Below are 13438 nucleotides of genomic sequence, written 5' to 3' on the forward strand. Positions count from 1 at the left end.
ATCATAAAATAAATAAAGGAGTCTATCTTAACATGTTTCGCAATTTATTAAAGCGATATCCTGAGCAAGCTCTGCTATTTCTATATAATGCCGGCATTTTTGCATGGCTGAAGACAAGTGGGCAGTCAATTATGAATCAATTGGGTCTATCATCTGACTGGGTGGAAAAAATTCCTGCCCCGGTGCGTGATTTGGCGGGGAACAGCCTTGCTGGAATGGAATCATTATTGAATTCCTCTGCATGGGGATGGTTGATTGTCTCTATGATATTGCTAGTCATCATTCGATTTGTGAAAGGCTTGATTAAGTTTATGATCATGGTCATCATTATTGTTGGTGGTCTTTACCTGCTTTGGCAGAATAAGGAACTACTGAATGGCTTAGGTTAGAAAATGTGAGAATAAGGTGAAAAACAGCAACTGAAAAGTCGCTGTTTTTTGCGGAATTTAGAAATAGGATACCGCACGACGATACTAATTTGTGGTACAATATTTTTATGATTATACTAAGCGGAAACAAGATTGAGCGCTCCTTTGCGGGCGAAGTTTTATTTAACAATATCAACATTCAAGTAGATGAACGGGATCGGATTGCCCTTGTCGGAAAAAATGGAGCAGGCAAGTCCACCTTGCTAAAAATCCTTGTCGGAGAAGAAGCAGCAACTAGCGGTGAGATCTCTACCAAACGGGATCTATCCCTTTCTTATCTGGCGCAGGACAGTCGATTCCAGTCGGAAAATACCATTTACGATGAGATGCTCCATGTCTTTGACGACTTGCGGACGACAGAAAAACGTCTACGTGGTATGGAAGAGCAGATGGGCAGTTTGTCTGGTAGTGAACTTGAACAGTTGATGAAGACCTACGATAGCTTGTCAGAAGAATTTCGTCTGGCTGGTGGTTTTAACTATGAGGCAGACATCCGTGCTATTTTGAATGGTTTTAAGTTTGACCAGACCATGTGGGATATGAAAATCTCTGAGCTATCTGGGGGGCAGAATACTCGTCTTGCACTGGCAAAAATGTTGCTTGAAAGCCCAGAATTATTGGTGCTGGATGAGCCAACCAACCACCTGGACATTGACACGATTGCCTGGCTGGAAAACTACCTAGTGCATTACAAAGGAGCCTTGATTATTGTCAGCCATGACCGCTATTTCTTAGATAAGGTAGCAACTGTCACTCTGGATTTGACCAAGCATTCCTTGGATCGTTATGTGGGGAATTATTCTCAGTTTGTTGAGCTAAAAGAACAGAAGCTGCAGACCGAGTTGCAAAACTATGAGAAACAACGAAAGGAAATTGCCAAGTTAGAAGACTTTGTCCAAAAAAATATCGTTCGAGCTTCGACCACCAAGCGTGCCCAGGCTAGACGCAAGCAGTTGGAAAAAATGGAGAGACTGGACAAGCCAACAACTGGTAAAAAATCTGCTAATATGACCTTCCACTCGGATAAGACTTCTGGCAATATCGTCTTGACAGTGGAAAATGCTGCGGTGGGTTACGATGGAGAAATACTTTCTCAGCCTATTTCCATTGACCAAAGAAAGCTGGATGCCATTGCCATTGTCGGCCCGAATGGAATCGGAAAAACAACCCTGCTCAAATCCATCATCGGGGCTCTGCCATTTATCAAAGGGGAAGCCAAGCTAGGTGCCAATGTGGAAGTGGGCTACTACGACCAGACTCAGTCGGCCCTGACGCCTTCCAACACTGTCTTGGAGGAGCTCTGGTCAGCCTTTCCGACTACACCTGAAGTGGAAATCCGCAATCGCCTTGGAGCTTTCCTTTTCTCAGGTGACGATGTCAAAAAGTCTGTCTCTATGCTATCTGGTGGGGAAAAAGCCCGCCTGCTCCTCGCCAAGCTGTCCATGGAAAACAACAACTTCCTCATCCTTGATGAGCCGACAAACCACTTGGATATTGACAGCAAGGAGGTCCTGGAAAATGCCCTCATCGACTTTGACGGTACCCTGCTTTTTGTCAGCCACGACCGCTATTTCATCAACCGCGTCGCCACCAAGGTGCTGGAAATCTCGGAAACTGGATCCACACTCTATTTGGGCGACTATGATTATTATTTGGAGAAAAAAGCAGAGCTGGAAGCAGAAGCCCAGCCTGACCAGATAGAAACGGCTAACCAATCAGTCGGAGCCATGGACTACCAAGCCCAAAAGGAGAATCTAAAAGAGCAACGCAAATTGGCCCGTCGCATCGAGCAAATCGAGGTAGAAATTGAGAATATCGAAAACCGTCTGAGTGAGCTCAACCAAGCCATGCTAGAAACCAATGACATTGATTCGCTGACCGATTACCAAAAAGAAATCGACCAACTGACAAACCAACAAGAAAGCCTCATGGAAGAATGGGAAGACTTATCCGATCAGTTAGGCTAGATTGACAGGAAATTGACACTAGCCTAATGCCTTGATAGAACAGGCTTGCAAGCAGGACTTGCGGAGTTAGCAAGTCCACCTTTCGCTAAAAAAGTCCAGAGCAAGCCAGCCATTCTTGGAAAACATCGACCGACAAGCTAAGATAAGTATAGAGATTAGCATCACTTCTCGAAGTTGGTGTCAACATCTCAGCGCAGTGGTTGATTGGCAGATTTGTTCGTGTTGCACACTTCAAATCTGACCTAACGAATGTTGCGAACTTTGTTCGCTTTATTCCCAACCTCAAACTGTCTCCCAGACAGTTTGAGCTGTGCGGGGGCGGGAGTAAAACGGTCTGGGGATAGACCGTTTTAGCTCAACAACTAGAAATAAAGACTTGTTGACGAACTCTTTTTCATTTTTCGAGTTCTGTCCCGCTCCCGAAAAGGAGAAAGAAATGAACTTTGGACAACAAATCAAAGACTTACGCAAGAAGGAAGGCTTGACCCAAGAACAGTTTACCCTCAAACTCAATGTGAGACGGCAGGCTATTTCCAAGATCAACTTATCTTAGGAGGAACTGCCATGAACAATATGACAGAAAAACTAGTCAAGGACGGTCGCGAAGGCCGTCGTACCCAGATGCACCTGACCATTACCATTATCGGAAGCTTTCTCATGGTTTTAGGACTTGTCTGCTTTATCATCAAGGCCAATTCCGTCGAATATGTCGATTCCAATGGCATTCTACACGAAAACTTCTACCTGCTCCCAATTGGCTACTTGCTAGTCATTTACAGGAGCCGTTGCCTCGCTCCTATCAGGACTAGCCCTGCACCTCTTTAGAAAAGAAAATACTTAACATGACCAAACACCCACGTTTTAGCAATAGCGACCAATTTTTCGCCTGTCCACATTGTGGGCAGGCTCTTGGTCTTGACCAGAACATTCTTCGCTGTCCCAACCGTCATACTTTTGACATTGCCAAGCAGGGCTATGTCAATCTGGCCCCTCAAGTCAAGCAGTCTGCCAACTACCACAAGTCTAGCTTTGAAAATCGCCAGGCCTTTTTAGAGGCAGGCTATTACAATCATCTCTATGAGGCTTTGGAGGGAAAAATAGCAGAGCTGGGCTTGCGGTCTGTCTTGGACATCGGCTGTGGAGAGGGCTTTTATTCTCGCAAATTAGCCGAGAAAATGGACTTGGACATTCTTGCTTTTGATATTTCTAAGGATTCCATTCTCTTGGCAGCAAGGACAGACAGCACCAAGTCGGTCAAATGGTTTGTCGGTGACTTGACCAAGTTACCTATTCAAGATCAAGCAATTGAAGGGATTTTGGATATCTTTTCTCCAGCCAATTATCAGGAATTTGCCAGAGTGCTGAAAGCTGGTGGGGCTATTCTCAAACTAGTCCCAGGCCCCAATCACCTCAAGGAGCTCCGCCATTTAGCCAAAGACCAACTCCGCAAGGAGTCCTATGATAACCGTGATATAGTGGAGCATTTTAAGGCTTATGTGGGACAGGTTGAAGAGGTCTTTGTCAGTCGTACCCTGCCGATTTCTGTCGATCATGCTCAAGTATTGGCAGATATGACCCCCCTCTTTTTCCAAGTGGACCAGTCTAGGCTGGATTTAAAGCAGTTGACTGAAATTACCATTGAAGGTGAGCTCTTGGTTGGCTGGAAGTGAACGAAAGGATGATTGTGAAGTTCTATGATAACAGTGGAAGAGATGTTAACTCAATTATCGCCAAATCAAAAGGTCAATTATGACAAGGTTTTTCAGAAAATGGCAGCATCATGGCGGTCATCTGGAATTCGTCCCAAGATTCTCATGCATGTTTGTTGCGCGCCATGTTCTACTTTTACGCTGGAATATTTGACACAATATGTGGATGTTACCATCTATTTTGCCAATTCCAATATTCATCCAAAGGCGGAATACCAACGGCGAGCAGCTGTGACTGCCCAGTTTGTCAGTGATTTCAACCAGTAAACAGGTCAAACTGTGGGGTATTTGGAAGCTGACTATAGCCCTCAGGAATTTTTCAAAAAAACCCAGCATCTGGCTAATGAGCCAGACGGGGGAGACCGTTGCAAGGTATGTTATGGTTATCGTTTGGACAAGACTGCTGAAAAGGCGGTTGAGCTTAGTTTTGACTACTTTGGTTCTGCATTGACAATCAGTCCACATAAGAATGCGCAAACCATCAATGCTGTTGGAATTGAGGTACAGAAGCTGTACGATGTCCAGTATCTTCCGAGTGATTTCAAGAAAAATGGTGGTTACCAGCGATCGGTTCAGATGTGTCAACAATATGATATTTATCGCCAGTGCTACTGTGGCTGTGTTTATGGGGCACATGCCCAAGGTGTCAATCTTATTCAGGTAAAAAAAAGAAGCCTTGGAATTTTTTAAAACAGCATAGAGACTACTCCCATATCCCTTTTAAGGTGTTGGAGAAGGAGTGAAAATACACCATTTTATTAATGGTTAAAAAGTGCACATTAACTGTGTATTTAATGCATTGTTAATATGAATTTTTCAGTTTCATCCAAAAATAGCTAGTCGGCTCCACACCAGAAGCACAGGCAGAGCTGACAGCTTTTCTTGAAAAGTGGGAATAGTTGGTTTTAAATAGTAATCTATAAATTTTTCTTCAATTCAATTTGAGGTAAATTCAAAGAAGTGTTTCTTGCTGTGTTCTGATTCTTATGCTAGACTGTCATAGTAGAAAAGGAGTTATGATGAAACAGAAATTATCACTTATTGGTTTATTGCTCGTGATTATTTTGACAGTTGTTCTTTCATTAGTCAATCGTCAAGACGTTATTGTCCATTATTTGTTCGGTCAATTTCGTATGCCTTTGATTTTGGTAATAATTGGTTCGCTTCTCATTGGAATAGTCATCCAATACTTAATAGGCTTAACCAAAAATCTTTCGTTAAAGAGTGAAATCAAGAATTTGAAAAAAGAGTTAACAGAATTACCTGCACTACAAAACAAAGAAAATACAGACTCACATAAATAGAGTGAATCGAATGTGGCCAGTATATCAGCTTGCATTTGAACATAGTTTGAGGAGAATTCATGTTTACAAAAGAATTTGGTTTGATGTTGTACGTAGAAGACGTTGCTACTGAGAAGGCTTTTTGGAAAGCAGCTGGCTTTACGATTTTGAATGAAGCTGAAATGATGGGCTTTGAAACATTCGACATGAAACCCCATGCTGAAGCATCTACAACTATTACAGTCTATGCAAAAGAATTTATTCGTCAAGTATCGCCTGAAGTCGTTGACATGACACCAAGTGTGTTATTTGAGTCAAATGACATTCAAGCATTGCAAGAGCGAATAGCTGCTTTGACGGATACATGTAGCCCAGTGAATGCTGAGCCATTCCCTAACTTCAATTTTACTAGCCCAAGCAGACACTATTTTGCTGTAAAAGGCTAATCGTGTTCATATGATTTGTGTACAAATACTTCTAGAGTAGAAGGTGGATTCTATCCACTCGCAATTCTAGGAGTATTTTTTTGTTTGGTTAGAAGTTTGAAAATTTCCTGAAAATATCAGAATCATCATTCAATTAAAGTTAATATGAAACTTCGAATGTTCATCATTAAATATTTTTTGTATTTTTATGCAATGAAATATTGACAATTGTATAAAAATGCGATAAACTAGTCAGCATAATTACTATTGGGGGTATGGAATGAAAGTTTCGATTGTTGGTGTTACTGGATATAGTGGACTGGAATTGCTTAGAATATTGAAAAATCATCCGCATGTCGATGTTGTTTCTGTCCATGCCAGTAAAGAAGTTGGCCAAAGAATATCGTATATTTATCCACATGTAACGGATGTTTTCGATCACCTTATCGAGGAGTTTAATGCAGAACGTATCATGGAAATTGCTGATTTAGTATTTTTTGCAACTCCCAGTGGGATTTCCAAAGATTTAGCTACTGTCTTCGTTCAAAATCAATTTCCAGTCATCGATTTGTCAGGGGATCATCGTTTACCTGCGAAAACCTATAAACAATGGTATGGAAAGGAACCAGCTAGTGAGGAAGTGATTGCACAGTTTTCTTACGGACTAACAGAATTTTCTAATTTGACCTCACAAAAATTTGTGGCAAATCCAGGTTGTTATGCGACTGCCACGGAGTTAGCATTGATTCCTTTATTACAGAAGAAAATGGTGGATCCAAGTAGTGTGATTGTTGATGCCAAGAGCGGTTTGAGTGGTGCTGGTAAAGTTCCAACCTCAGCAAGTCATTTTGTTCATATTCAGGGGAATTATGTGACTTATAAACTAAATAAGCACCAGCATATTCCTGAAATTGTTCAAATGCTTCAACAATTCGATGAGCGAGTGGAGCATATTCAATTTTCAACGTCACTTTTGCCTCTTTCTCGTGGAATTGTCGCTACTGCATATTTGAAATTGGAAAATGAGTTGAGTGAGGAAGCCTTGTTTGAGATCTATCAAGAGGCATATCAAGATAAACCCTTTGTACGTGTCCGACGACACTTACCTGATTTACATCATGTGATTGGATCAAATTATACAGATATTGGTTTTGCTTACAACCCCACAACAGGAATTTTAACGGTTGTAGCAGTCTTGGATAATTTGATAAAAGGTGCAGCTGGACAAGCTGTTCAAAATATGAATCAATTATTTGGCTTTGAAGAAACAGCTGGTCTGCTCAATTTACCAACGTTTATCTAGAAAGGATTGAAAATGAAGATTATTGATGGCACGATTGCGAGTCCCAAAGGTTTTACAGCTGATGGAGTCCACGCAGGTTTTAAGAAAGAAAAACTAGATTTTGGCTGGATTGTTTCCAAAGTTCCTGCCAGCGTTGCAGGTGTTTATACAACCAATAAAGTTATAGCAGCCCCGCTACTTGTTACCAAACAATCAATAGCGACTAAGCAACAGATGCAAGCAATTGTAGTAAACTCTGGTGTTGCAAACTCCTGTACTGGTCAAAAAGGCTTTGAAGATGCCTTGTTTATGCAAGAAGCAAGTGCAAACCAACTGGGGATTGAGAAGGATTTAGTTGGGATTGCTTCAACTGGTGTGATTGGGGAATTTTTACCTCGCCAGACTGTTGCATCAGGTTTAAAGCAGCTAGACCTAGATGGTCATGCGGAACAGTTTGCTCAAGCTATTTTAACGACAGATACTGGAACCAAAACCATCACAGTTCAAGAAGAGATTTTTGGTTCTACGGTGACCATGTCTGGTGTTGCCAAGGGATCAGGTATGATTCACCCCAATATGGCAACCATGTTAGCCTTCATTACTTGCGATGCATCTATTTCAAGTTCGCTTCTGCAAAAAGCTCTGAGTGAAGAGGTCGAAACGAGTTTTAACCAGATTACAGTGGACGGGGATACTTCTACCAATGACATGGTCTTGGTCCTTGCGAATGGTTGTGCTACGTCCGCAGAAATTCAGGAAGGCTCACAAGAGTATGCGCAGTTTGTTTCCATGTTGCATCTTGTGATGACAGAATTAGCTAAAATGATTGCCAAAGATGGCGAGGGAGCAACCAAATTAATTCAAGTAGATGTGACTGGAGCCACGACTCCACTTGCTGCACGGATGGTGGCTAAGAGTATAGTAGGCTCAAGTTTAGTCAAAACAGCCATATTTGGTGAGGATGCAAACTGGGGTAGAATTATTGCTGCAATTGGTTATGCAGGTGTTGAGATTGATCCTACCGCAATTGATATTGAGCTATGTGGTATTCCAGTCATGGTAGACTCAAGTCCTTTGTCGTTTGATAGCCAGCAAATGCAAGAGGTTCTCAAAGGAAACACTATTGACATCCAAGTTCATCTAAAGATGGGATCGGCCAGCGGACGTGCTTGGGGATGCGATTTATCCTATGACTATGTAAAAATTAATGCTTTGTATCGGACCTAATTAGTGAGGTGTAATATGAAAAACAGTATCGTTATAAAAATTGGTGGATTGGCCAGTCAACAACTATCTCAGAGTTGCGTGAAGCAAATCAAACAGTGGCACAAAGAAGGTAAACAGATTGTTGTTGTGCACGGTGGTGGCTTTGCGATTGATAAATTAATGGCAGAGCAACATCTCTCAGTCGAGAAGATTGATGGTCTACGTGTGACGAGCAAAGATGTGATGAAATTAGTAGAATATAGCCAATTTCAAATCGTTGGCCCAAGCATCACCAGTAGCTTAAACAATGCAGGATGCGATAGTATTCAAATCAAATCAAGTCTTGGAAAAATAATCGAGGCTGATTATTTGAATCAAGAAAAGTATGGCTTTGTGGGTCAGATTAAAAAGGTCCATACACAGCCATTAGAAGCGATTATGTCAGAAGGTATGATACCAGTGATTGGCTCAATGGGTGTTTGTGATGAACAATTGTTAAATATCAATGCAGACTACGTAGCCACAGCAATAGCGGTTGCCTTAAAAGCAGAACGATTGATATTAATGACAGATGTACCTGGTGTGAAAGAAGATGGTGCAATCCTTCCAACTTTAAATACTACTCAAATTGAAGAAAAAATCCAATCGGGGATTATTACTGGTGGAATGATTCCAAAAATAAAAGGAGCCAGTCAAACGGTTCAAGCGGGGGTTGAGACAGTACTCATCAGTGACAATCTGAGCAGGGGCACCTTGATTTGTCTAGCTTAGGAGGTTCTATGACAAAACTATTTCAAAATTATAAACGTGAATCCATTGAATTTATCAAAGCAGCTGACAATTACTTGGTGGATAAGGAAGGAAATTTCTATCTGGACTTCTCTTCTGGAATTGGGGTCACAAATTTAGGTTTCCATAAGCAAGTCAAGCAAGCAGTCTCGGAGCAATTGGAAGCCATTTGGCATAGTCCAAATCTCTATCAAAATAGTCTCCAAGAACAAGTCGCAGACTTATTGATTGGGGATGAAGATTATTTGGCATTTTTCTGCAATAGTGGAGCAGAGAGCAATGAAGCTGCCATAAAATTAGCTCGTAAATTCTCAGGTAAATCGGACATTATTACTTTTAAACAATCCTTCCATGGAAGAACCTTTGGTGCGATGTCAGCTACAGGGCAAGAAAAAATACAACTTGGTTTTGGACCACTTGTTGAAGGATTTCACTATGCGATTTACAATGATCTAGAGTCTGTAAAACAATTGGTCACCGAAAACACTGCAGCTGTTATGTTAGAATTGGTTCAAGGTGAGGGAGGAGTCATTCCGGCTGAGAAGGATTTTGTTGCGGAATTAGCCCACTATTGTAAAGAGCAAGGCCTCCTCCTTATTGTCGATGAAGTACAAACAGGAATTGGGCGAACTGGATCGCTTTTTGCATATCAGCAATACGGTATTTCACCAGATATTGTTACCTTGGCCAAAGGCTTGGCCAATGGTCTACCCGTTGGAGCCATGCTTGGAAAGTCAGCTCTAGGTACGGCCTTTACCTACGGTAGTCATGGTACGACTTTTGGGGGCAATAAACTAGTACTATCCAGTAGTAAGGCAGTGTTGGAAATCCTGACCGAAGATTTTCTTGCCAAAGTTCATGTTAAGGCTAGCTACTTACAAGATCAATTGACAAAACAGCTTGGTAACTTACCAACAGTAGTAGCCATCCGCGGGCTTGGTTTGATGCTGGGAATCCAAGTTACTGGTGATTTGGGCACAATAGTCACACAGGCACGTAAGAATGGTCTAATCGTCTTGACGGCTGGAAGTGATGTGATTCGTCTCTTACCCCCATTAACCATTACAGAAGAGGAGATAGAAAGGGCCGTTTCTATTTTAGCCGAGTGTTTATCTTAAAAAATTGTCTGGAAGAATGAGAAAAGAAAACACGAAGTATTTTCAATTATTTTTACAAAACATTGAAATCGTTTTCGCTTTTGTGTTATAATGAATCCATAGGAAACTAAGGAGGTATCTCATGTCTGTTAAAGATTTTATGACTCGAAAGGTTGTTTACATTTCTCCAGATACAACGATTGCTCATGCTGCTGATCTCATGCGTGAACAGGATTTGCACCGTCTGCCTGTCATTGAAAATGATAAATTGGTCGGCTTGGTGACTGAGGGAACTATTGCAGAGGCAAGTCCTTCTAAAGCTACTAGTTTATCTATCTATGAGATGAACTATCTACTCAATAAAACCAAGGTCAAGGATGTCATGATCAAGGATGTGATCACTGTTTCAGCTTATGCCAGTCTTGAAGATGCTACCTATTTGATGTACAAAAATAAAGTGGGTATTCTTCCTGTCGTTGACAATGAGCAATTATATGGTGTGATTACCGATCGCGATATATTTGCTGCATTTTTACAAGTCTCTGGTTACGGTGAAGAAGGAGTTCGTGCTCGTTTCATCGTCGACAATAAAGCTGGGGAATTGGAAAAAATTATTCGTCTGGTTTCGGACAAAGAATATAATATCGTCTCAACTGTACAAATTGCTACTAAATCAGGAAAAGTAGTCATCGAAGTACAAATTGAAGGGAAGGTTGATCTAGAAGAAGTTCGGTCACTCTTTGAAGATGCAGGAATTGAAGTTGACAGCCTCGTCCCAACAGCCGCAAAAAATATCTAAAGGTCAAGATTTTTCTTGGCTTTTTCTTTTTGTATTTTTCTAGTATTTTAGAGGAATGTGATATAATAGTGTATATCATGTATGAGGAGGCTCTATGGGGAACAAATATAGAAATTACCATAGACATGGGAAGAAAAATTCGGGCATTACAATATTATTGGTGTTACTTGCTATCAGTTTTATCATGAGTTTTTGGTATATATTACTGCCACTAGGACTCTTGATTGGCTATGTGTATAAACGAGATGACATCCACAGATTCTTGAATAGTGACCAAATAAAACGAATACAAACCTTGATATTTTCAATTCGTTCTGGCTATGAAAAACACCAAGAGTTGTTAGCAGAAAAGGGAGAGAATCAGTCAGTCCTGCAGTTGCGTAAACGCCTGCTAGGTCAATTGTTCGAACTGGATCAACTGTATCAAAAGGTTGGAAAATACCTTGACGCTTATGCAAGCAAAGAAGCTGTTGACACCTTGCAACTGAAATACCAGTTGAAATTACCAGAAACTAAGGTAGAAAAAGAAACGAGTGAACAGGTTTCACCTAGTGGTGGTAAGGTAATGGATGAAAAAGCAATGATTTCAGAAATTGCGCCAGAGATTTTAGAAACCTATTGCAATATCCAAAGAGACAATCTTGTTATTCTTGAAAAGCTAGAAAATACAAGCGATAAAAAGGAAGAGTTGACAGCTATTCATGAGGCCAATATGCAACGGTTTAACGATATTCTACAAGGATATGTGAAAATAAAACGATCTCCAAAGGATTTTTTCAACGCTGAAGAACGCTTGGCACAGGCAAAATTGGCCATGGAAAGTTTCGATAAGGATTTGGACAATACCATTAAGCAATTTAATGAAGCTGATATGAAAGACTTTGAAGTCAGTCTACGTATGATGAAAAGGGAAGGGGAGTAAAGAAGATGTCAGGATTTAATTTTGATATTGATCAGATTGCAAGCAATAGTTTGAATGTAAAAGATAAGACGACAGAAATCATCCAAGCTACGCCTGCAGGAGATAGTCAAAAAGTATCGTTTTTGGCTCAATTAACGCCAGAGCAACAGACGGGTATTCGTGCAAAAGCACCTCAGTTGGTTGATAATTTCTTGGCTAATCAAAATGCGCTCTTGGATTTTGGTAAGGAAGCAGTAGAAGAAGTCAATGCTACGGTCAATCACATTTTGTCAGAACAAAAGAAGATTGAAATTCCACAGGTAGATGAACTGTTGGCCAATACCAATCGTGAATTGAATGGATTTGTAGCGAAATATAAAGATATTTCCACTTCGGTGGAATTGGAAAAGAAACCTGGTTTCTTCCAACGCTTGTTCAAACAAGCCAAGAATGATTTACAGGAATTCTACTTTGATTCTCAGACAATTGAAAAGAAAATGGATAGCATGGCAGCCAGTGTGGTCAAGCAGGAAGAAGTGTTGGCACGTAATATTGTCTCTGCTGAGCTTTTGATTGAAAATAATACCAAGTCGATAGAGAATTTAGTCGGAGTTATCGCCTTTATTGAAGCGACTGGTCAGGAAGCGGCTGAACGAGCGAAACAAGCACAAGAACAGATTGCGAACCTAGCACCGACTACTGTTGAGTATCAAGTTGCTTCTGAGAAATTGGCGCGCGTGACCGAAGTGGCAAATATCCTTGAACAGCAGCATTCTGAATATATGAGCCGTTTGTATGTTGCTTGGACAACGACTCCCCAAATGCGCAACCTAGTAAAAGTATCGTCAGATATGAAACAGCGCTTAGGAATGTTGCGTCGCAATACCATTCCTACAATGAAACTGTCCATCGCACAGTTGGGTATCATGCAACAATCTATCAAGTCAAGTCAAACGGCAGATGCGATTGTCAATGCTAATAATGCGGCACTTCAAATGCTAGCGGATACATCAAAAGAAGCTATTCCAATGATGGAACGTATAGCCCAAAATCCGACCCTTTCAGTAGCATCAGTTACCAAATTAGCAGAAAGTTTGGTTGCCCAAAATAATGGTATCATCGCAGCTATTGATGAAGGACGTCAGAAACGTCGTGAGTTGGAGGCAGCTATCGTACGTTCTGCTGAGACCATCAATGACTCAGTGAAATTACGCGACCAAAAAATTATTGCAGCCTTGTTAGACCAAGGAAAAGAAGCACAAACAGAGGCAGAGCAACCACTGGAAAACCCACAATAAGAACCAAATATCGTTTGTGTGATGACTCAACTTCTAATTAACAATTTGAAGTTAGCCTAGAGAATATAAAACACATAGTACCACATTATACCGAATGTAGTGCCGTGTGTTTTTATTTGTAGTAAAATGGCTGGAAAGAATGATATTGTGCCCAAATGTTTACAAAAGTTACCTCTTTTTGATTGGCTTAGTTATATATACTTGCTATTATAAATTTATAAAGTTGCATTCAGAATTCACTTACATTACATTTA

General features: G+C 40.8%; 12 protein-coding genes and 2 pseudogenes. All 14 read left to right on the forward strand.

Features of this window, described 5'->3' with window-relative positions; translation table 11 throughout:
- Positions 1–32: 32 nt before the first annotated feature.
- The 14 genes and pseudogenes from ACPC58_RS06020 (at position 33) to ACPC58_RS06085 (ending at position 13184) form a co-directional block, all read left to right on the forward strand.
- Positions 33–389 (forward strand): hypothetical protein, encoded by a 357-nt coding sequence (locus tag ACPC58_RS06020; protein ID WP_171988789.1) that lies wholly within the window; start codon positions 33–35, stop codon positions 387–389.
- A 107-nt stretch (positions 390–496) separates the two neighbouring features.
- Entirely contained in the window at positions 497–2395 is a 1899-nt protein-coding gene (locus ACPC58_RS06025) for an ABC-F family ATP-binding cassette domain-containing protein (protein ID WP_434065530.1), read from the forward strand.
- A gap of 436 nt (positions 2396–2831) precedes the next feature.
- A pseudogene (locus ACPC58_RS06030) lies at positions 2832–3236 on the forward strand (DUF3955 domain-containing protein).
- Between the two features lies 1 nt (position 3237).
- Entirely contained in the window at positions 3238–4065 is an 828-nt protein-coding gene (locus ACPC58_RS06035) for a putative RNA methyltransferase (protein ID WP_434065531.1), read from the forward strand.
- A 24-nt stretch (positions 4066–4089) separates the two neighbouring features.
- Positions 4090–4847: pseudogene (locus tag ACPC58_RS06040) on the forward strand (epoxyqueuosine reductase QueH).
- Positions 4848–5120: 273 nt separating this feature from the next.
- Complete coding sequence (locus ACPC58_RS06045) at positions 5121–5408, forward strand: LapA family protein (protein ID WP_239604025.1); 288 nt, start codon at positions 5121–5123, stop codon at positions 5406–5408.
- A 59-nt stretch (positions 5409–5467) separates the two neighbouring features.
- Complete coding sequence (locus ACPC58_RS06050) at positions 5468–5833, forward strand: glyoxalase (RefSeq protein WP_434065532.1); 366 nt, start codon at positions 5468–5470, stop codon at positions 5831–5833.
- A gap of 259 nt (positions 5834–6092) precedes the next feature.
- On the forward strand, positions 6093–7115 hold the full coding sequence (argC, locus tag ACPC58_RS06055; protein WP_434065533.1) for an N-acetyl-gamma-glutamyl-phosphate reductase: 1023 nt from the start codon (positions 6093–6095) through the stop codon (positions 7113–7115).
- A 12-nt stretch (positions 7116–7127) separates the two neighbouring features.
- The gene (gene argJ / locus ACPC58_RS06060; protein WP_434065534.1) at positions 7128–8321 is read left to right on the forward strand and encodes a bifunctional glutamate N-acetyltransferase/amino-acid acetyltransferase ArgJ; all 1194 of its coding nucleotides are present in this window, start codon (positions 7128–7130) and stop codon (positions 8319–8321) included.
- Positions 8322–8336: 15 nt separating this feature from the next.
- Entirely contained in the window at positions 8337–9071 is a 735-nt protein-coding gene (gene argB, locus ACPC58_RS06065; protein WP_289648654.1) for an acetylglutamate kinase, read from the forward strand.
- 8 nt (positions 9072–9079) lie between these two features.
- A complete protein-coding gene (locus tag ACPC58_RS06070; protein ID WP_277837058.1) occupies positions 9080–10207 on the forward strand; it encodes an acetylornithine transaminase in 1128 nt (375 codons plus the stop codon).
- 121 nt (positions 10208–10328) lie between these two features.
- Positions 10329–10985 carry a CBS domain-containing protein gene (locus tag ACPC58_RS06075; protein WP_217373954.1) on the forward strand — a complete coding sequence of 219 codons (657 nt, stop codon included), beginning with the start codon at positions 10329–10331 and terminating at the stop codon, positions 10983–10985.
- Between the two features lie 94 nt (positions 10986–11079).
- Positions 11080–11907, forward strand: coding sequence for a hypothetical protein (locus ACPC58_RS06080; RefSeq protein WP_434065535.1), 828 nt, complete (start codon positions 11080–11082; stop codon positions 11905–11907).
- Positions 11908–11912: 5 nt separating this feature from the next.
- Positions 11913–13184 (forward strand): toxic anion resistance protein, encoded by a 1272-nt coding sequence (locus tag ACPC58_RS06085; protein ID WP_434065536.1) that lies wholly within the window; start codon positions 11913–11915, stop codon positions 13182–13184.
- The last annotated feature ends 254 nt before the right edge of the window (positions 13185–13438 follow it).

The organism is Streptococcus sp. VTCC 12905 (assembly GCF_049893385.1).
Lineage (GTDB): Bacteria > Bacillota > Bacilli > Lactobacillales > Streptococcaceae > Streptococcus > Streptococcus suis_AA.